This window comes from Pseudomonas oryzihabitans (assembly GCF_032027545.1).
GTDB lineage: Bacteria > Pseudomonadota > Gammaproteobacteria > Pseudomonadales > Pseudomonadaceae > Chryseomonas > Chryseomonas oryzihabitans_F.
The window spans coordinates 35,678-51,519 of sequence record NZ_JAVSJB010000004.1 but is presented as its reverse complement, the minus strand read 5'-3'; the positions used below and the strand labels follow the sequence as shown (position 1 = coordinate 51,519).

Genomic DNA, 15,842 nt, shown 5'->3' with positions numbered 1-15,842 from the left:
TAGCACTGCACGCTGCTTTCTATACTTGCTGTATCTGCCTTCATTCCGACGAAAGCCGGCGAAATCCTCTCGCCGGCCAGGAGCTAACGATGCGTGTACTGGTTTTGGGTAGCGGCGTCATCGGCACCACCAGCGCCTACTATCTGGCCCGCCAGGGGTTCGAGGTGGTCGTGGTCGATCGCCAGGCCGGTCCCGCGCTGGAGACCAGCCATGCCAACGCCGGCCAGGTCTCCCCTGGCTATGCCTCGCCCTGGGCTGCGCCCGGCGTGCCGCTCAAGGCCCTGAAGTGGCTGTTCCAGAAGCACGCGCCCCTGGCCATTCGCCTGACCGGCGATGCCAGCCAGTACCTGTGGATGGCGCAGATGCTGCGCAATTGCACCGCGGCCCGCTATGCGGTGAACAAGGAGCGCATGGTGCGGCTGTCCGAATACAGCCGCGATTGCCTCGACGAGCTGCGCGAGGAGACCGGCATCGCCTACGAAGGCCGTCAGCTGGGCACCACCCAGATCTTCCGCACCCAGCAGCAGGTGGATGCGGCAGCCAAGGATATCGCCGTCCTGGAGCGCTCCGGCGTGCCCTTCGAAATGCTCGACCGCGACGGCGTGGCCCGCGTCGAACCGGCGCTGGCGGCGGTCAAGCACAAGCTGGCCGGTGGTCTGCGCCTGCCCAACGACCAGACCGGCGACTGCTTCCTGTTCACCAATCGCCTGGCGGAGGAAGCCCGCCGCCTGGGCGTGGAATTCCGCTTCGGCGCCGAGATCCAGCAACTCAGCGCCAATGGCGATCGTATCGACGGCGTCAAGGTCGATGGCGAGCTGCTCACCGCCGACCAGTATGTGTTGGCCCTGGGCAGCTATTCGCCGCAACTGCTGGCGCCCCTGGGCATTCGCGCCCCGGTCTATCCGCTCAAGGGCTATTCGCTGACCGTGCCCATCGTCGATGCCGCCATGGCGCCGACCTCGACCATCCTCGACGAGACCTACAAGGTCGCCATCACTCGCTTCGACGATCGCATCCGCGTCGGCGGCATGGCCGAGATCTGCGGCTTCGACCTGAGCCTGGACCCGCGCCGGCGCGCGACCCTGGAAATGATCACCGGCGATCTCTATCCTCGCGGCGGCGACCTCGCCCGGGCCAGCTTCTGGACCGGCCTGCGTCCCACCACCCCGGACGGGACCCCCATCGTCGGTGCCACCCGCTATCGCAACCTGTTCCTCAATACCGGGCACGGGACGCTGGGCTGGACCATGGCCTGCGGCTCCGGTCGCCTGCTGGCCGACCTGATCGCCCGCAAGCAGCCGCAGATCAGCGCCGCGGGTCTCGACATCTCCCGTTATTCCGCTACCCAGGAGTCCCCGCGCAATGCCCGTACAGCGTCTGCACACTGATCGTCGCCTGAGCGAGATCAACATCCACAACGGTACCGTCTACCTGGCCGGCCAGCTGGCCGACGATTTTTCCGGCGACATCTACCAGCAGACCCGCGAGACCCTGGCCAACGTCGACAAATTTCTCGCCGAGGCCGGTAGCGACAAGCAGCACATCCTGGTGGTGACCATCTTCCTGCGCGACATCGCCCTGCATTTCGAGGGCATGAATCGCGCCTGGGACGAGTGGGTCGCCCAGGGCGCCACCCCGGGTCGTACCACGGTAGAGGCGAAGCTGGCCAAGCCGGATATCCTGGTGGAAATGAACGTCATCGCCGCCGTCAAGGCGTAAGACCGCTATTCCCCCTCTCCCCCTGGGAGAGGGCCGGGGTGAGGGTGTTTCAACGCCCGCCAAACTTTCCCTCTCTGCCGAGACCTCTCCATGCGTCCCGCTCGCGCCCTCATCGACCTTGCCGCCTTGCGCCAGAACTATCGCCTGGCGAGGGAACTCTCCGATGCCCGCGCCCTGGCGGTGATCAAGGCCGATGCCTACGGGCATGGTGCGGTGGCGGTGGCAGGCGCCCTGGCTGACGACGCCGATAGCTTCGCCGTGGCCTGCCTCGAGGAGGCGCTGGAGCTGCGCGCCGCGGGCATCCGCGCGCCTATCCTGTTGCTGGAAGGCTTCTTCGCCGCCGACGAGCTGCCCTTGATCGCCGAGCACGATCTCTGGACGGTGATCCACGCCGATTGGCAACTCGACGCCCTGGAGCGGACCGCCCTGGCGCGGCCGTTGCAGGTCTGGCTGAAGCTGGATTCCGGCATGCACCGGGTCGGCTTCTTTCCCCAGGACTACGCGGCGGCCTATCAGCGGGTGCTGGCCAGCGGCAAGGTCAGCAGCATCGTAAAAATGACCCACTTCGCTCGCGCCGACGAACCGGACAGCCCGGCCACCGCGGCGCAGATCGCCACCTTTCGCGCGGCCACCGAGGGCCTGCGGGGTCCCACCAGCCTGCGCAATTCGCCGGCTACCCTGGGCTGGCCCCAGGCGGCCGGTGACTGGGTACGCCCGGGGCTGATGCTCTATGGCGTCTCGCCCTTCACCACGCCCCAGGCCGCCGCCGAGCGACTGCAGCCGGTGATGACCCTGACCTCGCGGGTGATCGCCGTACGCGAGCTGGCCGCCGGCGAGCCGGTGGGCTATGGCGCCCGCTTCGTCACCGAGAGCCCGACGCGGGTCGGCGTGGTTGCCCTGGGCTATGCCGACGGCTATCCACGTCATGCGCCCAATGGCTCTCCGGTGGCCATCGAGGGCCGTCCAGGGCGGTTGATCGGGCGGGTATCCATGGACATGCTCACCGTCGATCTCAGCGATCATCCCCAGGCGGGGGTAGGCAGCGAGGTGGAGTTCTGGGGGCGGCAGGTCTCGGTCGCCGACCTGGCCGAACGTTGCGGCACCATTCCCTACCAGCTGCTGTGCAACCTCAAGCGGGTGCCACGCCACTACCAAGGCTAAGAGCCTGTTCAAAATCTGCTGCGCGTCGGCCAAACCGCGTTGAAAATGGCTTCGGAATGCTCATTTACCACTTGTAAACTCCGCTTCCTCAGCCATTTTCGCCTTGTTTGGCTCTAGCTCGCGAGCTTATGAACAGGCTCTAAGACAGCCGGCGCCGCGGGCGTGTTGTAAATCTCGAACAGCGTTGCCATGATGCTGAACACCACACCTTCGTGGTGCTAGCCCGCGGCTCGTCCGCCCTGTCGAGGAGACTTCACCACCTTGGACGTCGGTGCCCGCCTGCAAACCATCCGCACCCTCAAGGGCCTGTCCCAGCGCGAGCTCGCCAAGCGCGCCGGAGTGACCAACAGCACCATCTCGATGATCGAGAAGAACAGCGTCAGCCCTTCCATCAGCTCCTTGAAGAAGGTGCTGGCCGGCATCCCCATGTCTCTGGTCGAGTTCTTCTCCCTGGACCTGGAGCAGGACGCCCCGACCCAGGTGGTCTATCGCGCCGACGAACTCATCGACATCGCCAGCGGCGCCCAGACCGTGCGCATGCGCCTGGTCGGTCGCGCCCATCCCAGCCGCGCCCTGGCCTTCCTCGACGAGACCTATCCGCCGGGTGCCGACACCGGCGAGGAGATGTACGCCCACGAAGGCGAGGAGGCCGGCCTGGTGGTGGAAGGCCGCCTGGAACTGACCGTGGGCGGCGAGGTGCACATCCTCGAACCCGGCGACAGCTACTACTTCGAAAGCAGCCGGCCGCACCGCTTCCGCAATCCCTTCGAGGCCCCCGCCCGGCTGATCAGCGCGACCACGCCGGCGAATTTCTGAGTATCGCCGCGGCGCAGGGCGTATCTCTGTAGGAGCGCAACGGCTGATCGCGATCTTGCCTGGAGTGATGGAGGCAAGCGTCTGCTCGGATAGCTCCCTCTCCCCTCGGGAGAGGGTTGGGGTGAGGGTGCCCCTGATGATGGATTCCAGGTGGAAAAGGCTACAGCGTTTTCCACGCTACGACCTGGCTTCGTAGGAGCGGCCCATGGCCGCGATAGGATGGCGTCGAGGGGGCGCAATCGCGGCCATGGGCCGCTCCTACAAGGTAGTCCCCCACAACTCCCCTTCATCTATGCCCAGCACCTGCAATTCCGCCCGGCGCAGCGGCTCGTCCTGGGCGAGGAAGAACTCATCCAGTTGCGGCGGGGCCACGCCGCTGGCCAGCAGCAGGGCGTGGGCCTGGCCCCGGTGATGCAGCTGGTGCACGAAGAGATGTTGGAGCGTGCGCAGCCGCTGTTCCCGTACCGGGCCGGTGGCGCGGGGCAGGGTGATGAGCTGGGTCAGATGCTCGGCATCGAGGGTGCGGCACAGGGCGATCAGGCGCTGGTCGCTGACGGCCTGGGCTGCCGTCAGCGTGGCCAGGTCCGGCCAGTCCTCATCACGGTAGGGTCGGGGCTGGTCGTGCAGGGCATCGAGATAGAAACGATCGACATCCAGCAGGTGGGTGAGCAGGGCCCAGAGCGAACCGAAGAAGGCCGCGGGTTGCGGCGCGTGCAGGGCATCGGTCGACAGCGTGGCGCAGGCGGCGAGCAGGCGGTGATTGGACCAGCGATTGTTGCAGGCCTGGGCCAGCAGCAGGGTGGTGGTCATGGACAAGTCCTCGGCAAGGCGCGCGGACACCTACTGTAACCTGCCGCTGTGTGCCGGAGGTCGCAGCCTGGGCACCCTCGGCATTGAGGCTCTGGCGGCGCTTTGCCATGCTCGCGCCCTGGATCTCTCACCGGCAAGGAAGTGCACGATGCGACAGGGTTCGCGAGGGTACGGCCTGGGACTGGCGCTGGCGCTGCTCCTGGTCGGCACGGTGCCGGCCGCCGAGTCCGTGACCCTGCCGGCACTGGGCTATATTCCCCTGGGCGTGGTGGGCCACGACAACAACGCCGCCTATCCCGATGCCGAGATGGAAAAGCGGCTGCAACTGCTCGACCGCTACAACCTGCGCAGCTACCGCTCCGGCGAATTCCTGCTGCTGGACCTGCCGCGCCTGGATCGCCTGGTCGCCCTGGCCCGGCAATACAGGATCACCCTGCGGCCGGTGATCACCCAGCAACTGACCCAGGCCCAGGCCTATGCCCTGGCCAAGCGTTACGCCAGTGACATCAAGATCTGGGAAATCGGCAACGAGCAGGATCATTCGCGGGTCGGCGCCGGCGTCCGCATCAGTCGCCTGGTGGACATCTACCGTGGCATCCGCCGGGCCTCCGACGAACTGGGCGCGAATTTGCAGACCACCATCAACGTCATGGCCTGCAATCCCTATGACACCGGCCCCAAGGCGCGCTGCCCCGGTGAGCGGTCGGGCTCCCTGTGGTTTCTCGAGCAGGCCAAGGCCGCCGGCTTCGATTTCGATTACATCAGCTTCCATTACTACCCGCACTACCACGACCGCGGGCGCTGGATGGATCTCTACCTGGGCCAGATGCGTGCCCTGGCGGAGAAGTACCGCACCCAGGTCTTCTTCAACGAAGCCAACTGCGGCGAGATCTACAACGGCGCCACCGACGGCGGCCGGCCGGGCGACCACGGCTGCCACGACAGCCTCGAACAGCTGCTGTCCGAACTCAATGGGCGTTATCGAGACGTCGTACGCGAGATCAATATCTACGAACTGCTCGACGAGCCCACCCATCCGGTGCCCCACGAGCGGCACTTCGGACTGCTGTACGACCTGGATCGACCAAAGGCGGTGATGGCGCTGGTTCGTCGTTATGCCGGTTCGCCCTAGTGTGGTGTTTCAGAAGTTATCTAGACAATTTTGGCGGCGCTTTTTGCCCCTGAGTGGCGTTGCCGCTCAGCCGGAGCGCCGAACCGAACCAGAATCACCGCCAATTCTTGCGGAACTTCTGAAACACCATACTAGGCGTCAGAAAGCGGACAAGTCTGACTTTTCGTTACGGCTGGACCACCGGCTGACCGCCCAGTCACCGACCAACGGTAGCGAAGGTGCCATCATCAGCGCCGTACATCTGGAAAAGCGTCACGTTCACTGCGCTTTGTGATGGCACCGGTTTTTCTTGGTCCAGCGCTTGCACTAGTCTCCGCGGGTGCCGGGCAAACGATCTTCCCTGGCAGTTTTCCTGCTGTACCGAGGTGGGATGCACGGATCGAATCGCGCACCTCGGGCCTATCTGGTTCCGCTTCAATGACTATCCTTCGCTCTATCTCGCGTCGCCTGCCGCGTCAGGCGCTGCTGCTCCCTGCTTTGCTCGCTACCGCTTCGCTCGCTACCTCGGCCCAGGCCGTCGACCTGGTCGGCCTCAACTTCTCCGGCGCCACCTTCGCCGCTCAAATACTGCCCGGTGTCAACGACCGCAACTTCATCTTCCCGGCCGAGAGCCATTTCCAGCAGTGGAGCGCCAAGGGCGTGAAGCTGGTGCGCTTTCCCATCCTCTGGGAGCGTCTGCAGCCGTCCATGGGGGTCAACCTCGACCCGACCTACGCGGGCCTGGTCGATCGCACCCTGGGCTATGCCCAGAAGTACGGCGTCAAGGTCATCCTCGATCTGCACAACTACGCCCGCTACCAGGGCAAGGTCATCGGCGCGGGTGAAGTCCCCTACGAGGCCTTCCAGAATCTCATGACCCGGGTCGCGCAGCGCTGGGGTACCCATCCGGCGCTCTATGGCTACGACATCATGAACGAGCCCCACGACGCCGTGAGCAACTGGCCGACCGCCGCCCAGTACGGCATCAACGGCGTGCGCGTGGCCGACACCACCCACCCGATCTTCATCGAGGGCAACGGCTGGGCCGACACCACCCGCTGGCCGCAGTGGAACGACGCCCTGCGCGGGCTGACCGACCCCGCCAACAACCTGGTCTTCATGGCCCAGGCCTTCTTCGACACCAACCTGAACGTCGCGACCCTGGCGCCCAGCTATGGCGTCGATCGCCTCAAGCCCTTCGTCTCCTGGCTCAAGGCCAACAACAAGCGCGGTTTCATCGGTGGCTTCGGCGTGCCTGACACGGATGCGCGCTGGTTGCCCATTCTCGACAACATGCTGGCCTACCTGAAGCAGAACTGCATCCCGGCCACCTATTGGGCTGCCGGCCCCGGCTGGGCGAACTACAACCAGGCGGTCGAGCCGATCAATGGCAAGGACCGGCCGCAGTGGGCAGTGCTCGCCAAGTATCTCGACAAGGACAGCTGCAGCGGCATCGGCCCCCAGGTGACGCCAACCGCCGCCACGCCAACCGCCACCACGCCGGCCAAGACCGAGACCGCCACCGGCGGGGCGACGACGGGCACCACCGGCGCAATCGGAACCGCCGGCACTGCGGGCGGGACCACCGGTGCCACCACGGGCGCCGCACCGGTTGCGGGTACGGGCACCACCACCGCCATCACCGCAGGTGCCAGCGTGAGCACGGGGACGGGCACCACCACCGGCACGACCGGGACTGCCGCCAATGCCGCGACCTCGTCCAAGCTGACTACCGTGCAGCAGCTTTACCTGGCCTACTACGGGCGGGCGGCCGATGCCGGCGGCCTGAACTACTGGGCCTCGCGCCTGGCCAGCGACCTGAGCGTCGAGCAACTGGCGGCCACCTTCGCCGCCAACAGCGAATCCACCGCCCTCTATGGCTCCCTGAGTGGCGCGGCCCTGGTCAACCAGGTCTACCAGACCCTCTATGGGCGCAGCGCCGATAGCAGTGGCAGCGCCTACTGGACCAGCCGTCTGGCCAATGGCGTCACCTCACGTGCCAACCTGCCGCTGGAGGTCATGCGCAGCAGCCTCGGCGACGATAAGACCGCCTTCGACAAGAAGGTGAGCACGGCCATGGCCCAGGGCACCGCCACCACGCCAACCCCCGCGGCCAGCGTGCAGCCGGTGCAGACCGTGACCCCGCCGGTGGCCAATGGCACGGTCTCCTCGGCGCCGCTGAGTGGCTTCGCCAACATCCCCCTGGGGGTGGTGGGGCACGACAACAGCGATGCCTATCCGGACTCGGAGATGGAAGCCCGCCTGCAACTCCTGGCGGCGCGTAACCTGCGCACCTATCGTTCCGGCGAGTACCTGGTGACCAACTTCGACCGGCTGGATCGGCTGGTGGCCCTGGCACGCCAGTACAAGATCACCCTGCGGCCGGTGATCACCCACAAGCTGAGTCAGGCCCAGGCCTATACCCTGGCCAAGCGCTACGCCAACGACATCAAGATCTGGGAGATCGGCAACGAACAGGACTACACCAAGACCGGTGCCCAGGACCGCATCAACGTGCTGGTCGGCATCTACCGTGGCATCAAGCAGGCCTCGGACGAGCTGGGCGCCAACCTCAAGACCACCATCAACGTCATGGCCTGCAACTCGGACGACAAGAGCAGCACCGCGCGCTGCCCGGGTGATCGCAATGGCGCCATGTGGTTCCTCGACCAGGCCAAGGCGTCGGGCTTCAACTTCGACTACGTGAGCTTCCACTACTACCCCTACTTCGACGACAAGGGCTATTGGATGGACATGTACCTGGGGCAGATGCGCGCCATGGCCACCAAGTACAAGACCAAGGTGTTCTTCAACGAGATGAACTGCGGCAACGTCTACCAGGGCAACACCGACGGCGGCCGCGCCGGCGACCAGGCCTGCTACGACAGCGTCAAGCAGATGCTCACGGTGCTCAACACCAGCTACCGCGACGTGGTGGCCGAGATCAACGTCTATGAACTGCTCGACGAGCCGAACAACCCGGTGGTCCACGAGCAGCATTTCGGGATGATGTATGACCTCAAGCGACCCAAGCCGATCTTCGACATGGTGACCAGCTTCGCCAAGTAAGGACGCCCAGCGTCAAAACGCGCCGCCCCCACTGCCTGTCTGGCGTGGGGGCGGTGTCGTTTTGGGGGGATGGGAGTTGGGCGGGCCCTCACCCTAGCCCTCTCCCGGAGGGAGAGGGGACTGATCGGAGTGAGTGGGTTGGTCGCGTAGCCAGTGGCGGTATGACTAAGCCCAAGGCTAAATGCCTCGGCTCGCGACGGCACACGTTAGCCCTCTCTCCCTCGGGGAGAGGGTTGGGGTGAGGGTGATCCTCGGCAGCGGCGCTCAGCCCTTCTTCAACATCGCCCGCATCGCCGCCAGGGCGTCGTTGCCGCGGGCGGCCTTCTGTTCCTGGGGCGCCTCTTCCAGACCTTCCCATTGCAGGTCCTCTGGCGGCAGTTCGTCGAGGAAGCGGCTGGGGGTACAGTCGATCAGCTCGCCGTACTGCTTGCGCCGGGTAGCGTAGGTGAAGGCCAGGGTCTGGCGGGCGCGGGTGATGCCCACGTAGGCCAGGCGGCGCTCCTCCTCGATGGTGTCGGCCTCGATGCTGGAGCGGTGGGGCAGGATCTCTTCCTCCATGCCCATGATGAACACATAGGGGAATTCCAGGCCCTTGGAGGCGTGCAGGGTCATCATCTGCACCCCGTCGGCGCCTTCCTCTTCCTCCTGCTGGCGTTCGAGCATGTCGCGCAGCACCAGCTTGGCGATGGCGTCCTCGATGGTCAGCTGGCCGTCCTCGTCCTTTTCCAGGATGTTCTTCAGCGCATCCAGGAGGAACCAGACGTTGCCCATGCGGAAGTCGGCAACCTTGTCGGAGCTGGCGTTCTGGCGAATCCAGTTCTCGTAGTCGATGTCCATCACCATGCTGCGCAGGGCGCCGATGGGGTCTTCACCGGCGCAGTTCTGGCGCACCCCGTCCATCCAGCGCTTGAAGCGCGCCAGGCGCTCGGTGAAGCGGGCGTCCAGGTGCTCGCCCAGGCCGATCTCGTCGGCGGCGGCGTACATCGACAGATCGCGGCTGCCGGCGTAGTTGCCGAGCTTCTCCAGGGTGGTGGAGCCGATCTCCCGGCGCGGCACGTTGATGACCCGCAGGAAGGCATTGTCGTCGTCCGGATTCACCAGCAGGCGCAGGTAGGACATCACGTCCTTGACCTCCTGGCGGGCGAAGAAGCTGGTGCCGCCGGAGAGCCGGTAGGGAATCTGGTGGTGCTGGAGCTTGAGCTCCATCAGCTTGGCCTGGTGGTTGCCGCGGTAGAGGATGGCGAAGTCCGCGTAGGGCCGCTGGGTCTTGAGGTGCAGGGTGAGGATCTCCAGGGCGATGCGCTCGGCCTCGCCGTCCTCGTTCTTGCAGCGCAGCACCCGGATCGGATCGCCGTGGCCCATCTCGCTCCACAGCTGTTTCTCGAACACATGGGGATTGTTGGCGATGAGCACGTTGGCGCACTTGAGGATGCGGCTGGTGGAGCGATAGTTCTGCTCCAGCATCACCACCTTGAGCGAGGGGAAGTCGTCCTTGAGCTGCATCAGGTTTTCCGGCCGCGCGCCGCGCCAGGCGTAGATCGACTGGTCGTCGTCGCCCACCACGGTGAACTGGGCGCGCTCCTGCACCAGCATCTTCACCAGCAGGTACTGGCTGGTGTTGGTGTCCTGGTACTCATCCACCAGCATGTAGCGGATGCGATTGCGCCAGCGCTCCAGCACCTCGGGATGCTCCTGGAACAGCTTCACCGGCATCAGGATGAGATCGTCGAAGTCGACCGCGTTGTAGGCCTTGAGGGTGCGCTGGTAGTGCAGGTAGACCACCGCGGCGGTCTGCTCCTTGGGCGTGCGCGCCTTTTCCAGGGCCTCTTCCGGCAGGATGAGGTCGTTCTTCCAGTTGCCGATGTAGTTCTTGATCTCGTCCAGGCCGTCGTCGCCCTGGTATTCCTTCTGCATGATGTCGGTGAGCAGCGCCTTGATGTCGCCCTCGTCGAAGATGGAGAAGCCCGGCTTGTAGCCCAGGTGCACGTATTCGCGGCGGATGATGTTCAGCCCGAGGTTGTGGAAGGTGGAGACGGTCAGGCCGCGGCCTTCGCCGGCCTTGAGCAGGCTGGCCACCCGCGCCTTCATTTCCCGCGCCGCCTTGTTGGTGAAGGTCACCGCGCAGATGTACTGGGCACGGATGCCGCACTGCTGCACCAGGTAGGCGATCTTGCGGGTGATGACGCTGGTCTTGCCGGAGCCGGCGCCGGCCAGCACCAGCAGGGGGCCGCTGATGTAGGCCACGGCTTCGGCCTGGCGGGGATTGAGCTTGGACATGGCGGACCGAGGGGTGACGCTGGGCGGTGGATTCTAGCAGTCACGGCCCGCAGACGGGGAGCACTGGCCGATGCCATCGACAGAGGATTAATGCCTTGCCGGCCGCAAAAGGGACCGATCGAGCGAGAGCGTTATCAGCCAGCCTCACTAGACTTCAGGCCTGCGGGGCGGCCCGGCGGTCGTCCTGAAAACCTCAACCTCCCTTGATGAGATGCCCGCCATGTCCCTATCCCGCGTTCTGCTGCTTTCCACCCTGTTCGGTTGCTCCGGTCTGGCCCTGGCCGCCGCCAATACCACGGAGCTGAGGCAAACGGGCGATGCGAACGACGGACGCGTCACTCAGAATGGCGATCGCCTGAGCGCCTCGATCACCCAGGAGGCCACGCGAAGCGCGGCCTGGATCGAGCAGCAGGGGGCCGACAACCAGGCTGTCCTCTATCAGATGAACCGCGATTCGCTGGCGGTCATCCGCCAGGAGGGTGCACTCAATACCGCCCAGATCTCCCAGCAGGGCTCCCTCGATTTTGACGGCAATCTTTCCCAGGTCGGCAACGGCAATAGCGCGACACTGGAACAGACGGGCGGCCCGAGCGGCGAGTATGTGTCGGCCGGCCTCATCCAGATCGGCAACGACAACCAGCTGACCGTCACCCAGCGCGGCTCCTCGGCGATCAATGTGAGCCAGGATGGCGATCGTAACGTGCAGACCCTGTCGGTCTCGGGCCGCCGCAACAACATCAGCAACGCGAGCCGCGGCAACGACAACCGCATCGACATCAGTCAGGACGGTGAGCTCCTCAGCGCGGGAGCACAGCAGATCGGCGACAACAACCTGGTCACCATCGAGCAGACTGGCCTGGGTGTTTGGACGCCGGCCGGGCCGGACGGCATCCTGTACCCGGCCGCCTACGTCTACCAGAATGGCAACGCCAACCAGGTCGCGCTGACCCAGCGCGACGCCAACACGGCCTTTTTGACCCAGAACGGCAATGGCAACAGCATGACCGTCAATCAGCGTTGACCGGTCACGGCTTGGGTGGCGGCGCGACGAAGGTCAGCTGGCGCGGATAGCCGTACTTCTCCCCGGGCAGGGCCGGGCTGTCGAGGAACACCGCCATGCTGCGGCCGAATTCGTTGACGTAGGTGACGGCATAGTCCTGGCCATCGGCCAGGCGGACGATGGCGCCGCTCTTGAATTCCTCGCGGTTGCGCTCGGTGACCGGGATGGAGACCCCGGCGGCCTTGCGATAGATGCCCTTGAGCCAGTCCTGGTTGGTGAAGTCGTTGATCGGGGTGTTGAAGCGCCCCGGCAGCCGCTGCAGATGGCGCCCGGTACCGGGGGCGTCGTCCACCGCCAGGCGCCGCGGATAACCTACGGTCTCGGCGTCCAGTGGTTCGCCCTCGACGAACACCGCGAGGTTGTTGCCCACCCGCTGGACGTCGGTGATGGCGCGCCACTGACCATCGCCCAGTTGCGCCTGGCGGCCGCTGATGAAGCCCTCGACGTTGGCCGGCGTGGCGGGAATGGTCACGCCGGCTACCCGGCGCAGTACGCCGCGATCCCAATCCTCGTTGGTGAAGTCGTTGATCGAGCTGGAGAGCAGCGGCTGGGGAGCCGTGCTGGTGGCCGGCGGGCTGGCTTTCTGGGCATGGGCCAGCGGTACGGCCAGGCAGCAGGCGGAGAGCAGCAGGGCGGGAAGGGCCAGGCGAGAGGGCATGGGGGTCATCCTTAACACGAGTTTCTTGTCGGTCCCGGACAGCGGGGAGTGGCCGATAGACCCTGGATGAGCCGGAGCGTTTGGCGCGTTGCGACGAAAATGGCAACTTTTTGCTCACTTGGCGCCGAATGGTGCCCGCTGCGCTACCCTGGGGCTTTCCCGCTGGAGTCCGCCCATGAGTTCGATCCTCGCCCCCGTCCCCCTGGCCAAGGCCTATCGCCTGCTCAACCACGGCCCCACCGTGCTGGTTAGCGCCGCCCATGGCGGCCGGCGCAACGTCATGGCGGCGGCCTGGGCCATGGCGGTGGACTTCGAGCCCTGCAAGGTGGCGGTGGTGCTGGACAAGCAGACCTGGACCCGCGAGCTGCTGGAAGCCGAGGGCAGCTTCGTGCTCAACGTGCCCTGCGCCGCCCAGGTGGATCTGGTGCAGACGGTGGGCAACACCACCGGCCGCGAGCTGGACAAGTTCACCGCCTATGGCATCGAGACCCTGGAAGGCGAAAAGGTCAGCGCGCCGCTGATCGCCAGTTGCGTGGCCTGGCTGGAGTGCCGGCTGCTACCTGAGGCGCACAACCAGCAGGGCTACGACCTCTTCCTTGGCGAGGTGGTCGCCGCCCAGGCCGATACCCGGGTGTTTCGCGACGGCCACTGGGACTTCGCCGGCCAGGACGGGCTGCGCACCCTGCACCACGTGGCGGGCGGGCACTTCCTGGTGATCGGCGACGGTATCCAGGGACGGATGCTGCCGCCCCTGGACTGAAGCCGTCGACGCCCGCGCCGGGAGGTTCAGACGCGGAAGCGCGCCACCATCCGCTGGAGGTCGCCGCCCAGGCGCGCCAGCTCGCTTACCGAGGCGGCGGCATGGGCGTTGGCGGTGGCGGATTCCTCGGCCAGGCCACTGACCTTGACCACGTTACCGTTGATTTCCTCGGCCACCAGGCTCTGCTCTTCCACCGCGGTGGCGATCTGCTGGTTGAGGTTCTGGATCTCCGCCACCGTCTGGTAGATGGCGTCCAGGGCGCGCTCGGCGTCCTGGGCCAGGGTCACGGTGCCCAGGGTACGGTCGCGACTGGCCTGCATCCGCTCGCTGGCCGTCGTGGTGCCCTGCTGCAGGGCGGCGATGAGGTCACCGATCTCCTGGGTGGACTCCTGGGTACGCTTGGCCAGGGAACGGACCTCGTCGGCCACCACGGCGAAGCCGCGGCCTTGCTCGCCGGCGCGGGCGGCTTCGATGGCGGCGTTGAGGGCCAGCAGGTTGGTCTGCTCGGCGATGGCCTTGATCACGTCGATGACGCTGCCGATGCGGCCGCTGGCGGCGTCCAACTGCTCCATGGCGGTGCCCAGCCCCTGGACCTCCTCGGCGGCCAGGGCGATCTCCTGGGCCGCACGCTTGACCGTGCGGCTGCCCTCGCGGGCCATGTTGTCGGCGTTCTGGGCCGCGCTGGAGGCGGTGGAGGTGTTCTGCGCCACGTTGTGCACCGTGGCGGCCATCTCGTTCATGGCGGTGGCCACCTGGTGCATCTCGTCACGCTGCTGGGTGACGCCCCGGCTGGTTTGCACGCCGAAGGCGGACAGTTCGTCGGCCGCGCTGCTGAGCTGGCTGACGCCACTGGCGATGCCTCCGACCAATTGGCGCAGGTCGTCGGCCATGGCCTGGGTGGTGCGTTGCAGTTCGCCCAGTTCATCGCGCCGCCGCACCTCGCTGCGCTGGGTGAGGTCGCCGGCGGCGACGCGCTTGAGCATGGCCATGGCGGTCGCCAGCGGCTGGGTGATCTGGCGGGTGATCAGCCAGGCGGCGGCGATGCCGATCAGCAGGGCGATAAGGATGCTCAGGGCCAGTTGCAGCAAGGCCGAGTCTCGTTCGGCGGCGGCGGACTTGAGCTGGCCGGCACTCAGCTCGTCGAGCAGCTGCACCAGCTTGTTGCCCTGTTCCTGCAGCGTCGGCACGGCCGCCTGGGCCTGGCGGGTCTGGGTGACGATGGTTTCGAAGAAGGTGCGATAGCGGGTCACGTCCTGCATGGCGCTGTAGAAGCGCGCGGCGCTGTCGCCGTCGATCTGCCCCTGCACCGTGGTCAAGGTCTTGAGCAGGTCGTCGATGGCCAGCAGCGCCGCCTGGGCCTTGCTCTCTTCGGGATTGCCGAGGAAGCGCCGGATGGCCAGGCGCACGCCTACCATCTGCGCCTTGATCTGGGCCACGGCCTTGAGGTCTTCGGTGCGGTAATTGCCGTCCGGGCTGAAGGCCAGCTCGAACAGTTCATCGAGGATCTTGGTGAGGCTGTCGGAGATCTGGGTCAGTTGTTGCTGGGCCACGGTGCTGGCCTGGTTGGCCTGCTGCAGCGCGGTGAAGCGCTGCTGGTAGGTCCCCAGCTCCTGCTGGATATTGCTCAGGATGGCTCGGTTGTTCGGATTGCCAAGCAGGTTGAGGCCCTTGGCGAGATCGTTCGTCACCGCGGTCAGGTCGGCCTGCTGTCGAGAAACATTGGCCGCGCTGGGGTTGAGCAGGTAGTCCTTCTCATCGATCCGGAGGTTGAGGATGTTCGCCTTGAGCTGGCCGCTGTAGCGCGTCTTGTTGATCCGTTCGAGCAGGGTGTTGGCGGTGAGGTAGCCGAACAGGGCCACCACCACCACCATGACCAGCAGGGCGCCGAAGCCCAGGGCCAGCTTCTTGGAGATACCGAGATTGTTCAGCCAGGAGGCTTTGGAGACGGACATGGCGATACCAGGGAAAGGTTCAGTTTCCCTGCATCGGCCGCAGCCCCCGATTCTTGACCGTCCCAAGCGACACCGCGCCAGGCGCCGACGACCGGCGCCTGGGGGCAGGCCGCGGTCAGGCGTGCTCCTGGTTGGCCAGGGGGACCGGCAGCTCCAGCTCCAGCACCGAGATCAGTGCGTTCTGCTGACGCTCGTTGAGCTGGCGGAAACGCTGCAGCAGCAACTGCTCGTTGCCGCTGAGCAGGTCGTCGTCCTGGTGGGAATCGCTCTGCACCAGCACGCCGTCCTGCACCAGGCTGCGCTCCAGCCAGGCGACGATCTCGGTGTTCATGCTGTGGCGATGGGTCCGGGCCACGGTGGCGATGCGTTCGCGCATGCCATCGGGCAGGCGGACGACGAACTTTTCCGTAGGGATTCCAGCGGGAGCGCGGTGGACGTAAGGCATGGCG

At 65.9% G+C, this 15,842-nt stretch carries 13 protein-coding genes and 1 pseudogene; 8 read left to right on the top strand and 6 right to left on the bottom strand.

What is annotated here, in order from left to right; genetic code table 11:
- Positions 1-89: 89 nt before the first annotated feature.
- From dadA to RND78_RS07570, 4 genes are all read left to right on the top strand, one after another.
- Positions 90-1,388 (top strand): D-amino acid dehydrogenase, encoded by a 1,299-nt coding sequence (dadA, locus tag RND78_RS07585; protein WP_312727371.1) that lies wholly within the window; start codon positions 90-92, stop codon positions 1,386-1,388.
- A complete protein-coding gene (locus RND78_RS07580; protein WP_058761624.1) occupies positions 1,363-1,719 on the top strand; it encodes a RidA family protein in 357 nt (118 codons plus the stop codon). The genes dadA and RND78_RS07580 overlap by 26 nt, the downstream gene beginning before the upstream one ends.
- Before the next feature lie 90 nt (positions 1,720-1,809).
- Positions 1,810-2,880 (top strand): alanine racemase, encoded by a 1,071-nt coding sequence (alr, locus tag RND78_RS07575; RefSeq protein ID WP_312727369.1) that lies wholly within the window; start codon positions 1,810-1,812, stop codon positions 2,878-2,880.
- 261 nt (positions 2,881-3,141) lie between these two features.
- Positions 3,142-3,696, top strand: a complete 555-nt coding sequence (locus RND78_RS07570; RefSeq protein ID WP_059228949.1) for a cupin domain-containing protein — start codon at positions 3,142-3,144, stop codon at positions 3,694-3,696.
- Between the two features lie 258 nt (positions 3,697-3,954).
- Here the strand turns inward: RND78_RS07570 and RND78_RS07565 are convergent, their stop codons facing one another.
- Positions 3,955-4,506, bottom strand: a complete 552-nt coding sequence (locus tag RND78_RS07565; RefSeq protein WP_312727367.1) for a DinB family protein — start codon at positions 4,504-4,506, stop codon at positions 3,955-3,957.
- Positions 4,507-4,654: 148 nt separating this feature from the next.
- On the opposite strand from RND78_RS07565, the gene RND78_RS07560 reads away from it, so the two are divergent.
- Entirely contained in the window at positions 4,655-5,638 is a 984-nt protein-coding gene (locus RND78_RS07560) for a hypothetical protein (RefSeq protein WP_312727365.1), read from the top strand.
- Positions 5,639-6,055: 417 nt separating this feature from the next.
- On the top strand, positions 6,056-8,686 hold the full coding sequence (locus tag RND78_RS07555; protein ID WP_312727363.1) for a cellulase family glycosylhydrolase: 2,631 nt from the start codon (positions 6,056-6,058) through the stop codon (positions 8,684-8,686).
- A gap of 264 nt (positions 8,687-8,950) precedes the next feature.
- Here RND78_RS07555 and rep read toward each other — a convergent pair whose 3' ends face one another.
- Positions 8,951-10,963 (bottom strand): DNA helicase Rep, encoded by a 2,013-nt coding sequence (rep, locus tag RND78_RS07550; protein ID WP_312727360.1) that lies wholly within the window; start codon positions 10,961-10,963, stop codon positions 8,951-8,953.
- 211 nt (positions 10,964-11,174) lie between these two features.
- On the opposite strand from rep, the gene RND78_RS07545 reads away from it, so the two are divergent.
- Positions 11,175-11,984 (top strand): hypothetical protein, encoded by an 810-nt coding sequence (locus tag RND78_RS07545; protein ID WP_312727359.1) that lies wholly within the window; start codon positions 11,175-11,177, stop codon positions 11,982-11,984.
- Positions 11,985-11,988: 4 nt separating this feature from the next.
- Here RND78_RS07545 and RND78_RS07540 read toward each other — a convergent pair whose 3' ends face one another.
- Positions 11,989-12,681 (bottom strand): hypothetical protein, encoded by a 693-nt coding sequence (locus RND78_RS07540; RefSeq protein ID WP_312727357.1) that lies wholly within the window; start codon positions 12,679-12,681, stop codon positions 11,989-11,991.
- Positions 12,682-12,856: 175 nt separating this feature from the next.
- Between RND78_RS07540 and RND78_RS07535 the strand changes: the two genes are divergently transcribed.
- Complete coding sequence (locus RND78_RS07535) at positions 12,857-13,441, top strand: flavin reductase family protein (RefSeq protein ID WP_312727355.1); 585 nt, start codon at positions 12,857-12,859, stop codon at positions 13,439-13,441.
- 26 nt (positions 13,442-13,467) lie between these two features.
- On the opposite strand, the gene RND78_RS28190 is transcribed toward RND78_RS07535, so the two are convergent.
- From RND78_RS28190 to RND78_RS07525, 3 genes and pseudogenes are all read right to left on the bottom strand, one after another.
- Positions 13,468-14,202, bottom strand: coding sequence for a methyl-accepting chemotaxis protein (locus RND78_RS28190; RefSeq protein WP_409457028.1), 735 nt, complete (start codon positions 14,200-14,202; stop codon positions 13,468-13,470).
- Positions 14,203-14,322: 120 nt separating this feature from the next.
- Positions 14,323-15,312, bottom strand: a pseudogene (locus RND78_RS28185) (methyl-accepting chemotaxis protein); the annotation flags it as partial.
- Positions 15,313-15,508: 196 nt separating this feature from the next.
- Positions 15,509-15,838, bottom strand: a complete 330-nt coding sequence (locus RND78_RS07525; protein ID WP_312727349.1) for an Arc family DNA-binding protein — start codon at positions 15,836-15,838, stop codon at positions 15,509-15,511.
- Positions 15,839-15,842: the final 4 nt, after the last annotated feature.

Excerpts from the sequence above, each read along its gene's own strand:
- dadA (WP_312727371.1), top strand. The coding sequence starts at position 90 with ATGCGTGTACTGGTTTTGGGTAGCGGCGTCATCGGCACCACCAGCGCC.
- RND78_RS07580 (WP_058761624.1), top strand. The coding sequence starts at position 1,363 with ATGCCCGTACAGCGTCTGCACACTGATCGTCGCCTGAGCGAGATCAAC.
- alr (WP_312727369.1), top strand. The coding sequence starts at position 1,810 with ATGCGTCCCGCTCGCGCCCTCATCGACCTTGCCGCCTTGCGCCAGAAC.
- RND78_RS07565 (WP_312727367.1), bottom strand. The coding sequence starts at position 4,506 with ATGACCACCACCCTGCTGCTGGCCCAGGCCTGCAACAATCGCTGGTCC.
- RND78_RS07560 (WP_312727365.1), top strand. The coding sequence starts at position 4,655 with ATGCGACAGGGTTCGCGAGGGTACGGCCTGGGACTGGCGCTGGCGCTG.
- RND78_RS07555 (WP_312727363.1), top strand. The coding sequence starts at position 6,056 with ATGACTATCCTTCGCTCTATCTCGCGTCGCCTGCCGCGTCAGGCGCTG.
- rep (WP_312727360.1), bottom strand. The coding sequence starts at position 10,963 with ATGTCCAAGCTCAATCCCCGCCAGGCCGAAGCCGTGGCCTACATCAGC.
- RND78_RS07545 (WP_312727359.1), top strand. The coding sequence starts at position 11,175 with ATGCCCGCCATGTCCCTATCCCGCGTTCTGCTGCTTTCCACCCTGTTC.
- RND78_RS07540 (WP_312727357.1), bottom strand. The coding sequence starts at position 12,681 with ATGCCCTCTCGCCTGGCCCTTCCCGCCCTGCTGCTCTCCGCCTGCTGC.
- RND78_RS07535 (WP_312727355.1), top strand. The coding sequence starts at position 12,857 with ATGAGTTCGATCCTCGCCCCCGTCCCCCTGGCCAAGGCCTATCGCCTG.
- RND78_RS28190 (WP_409457028.1), bottom strand. The coding sequence starts at position 14,202 with ATGCACCAGGTGGCCACCGCCATGAACGAGATGGCCGCCACGGTGCAC.
- RND78_RS07525 (WP_312727349.1), bottom strand. The coding sequence starts at position 15,838 with ATGCCTTACGTCCACCGCGCTCCCGCTGGAATCCCTACGGAAAAGTTC.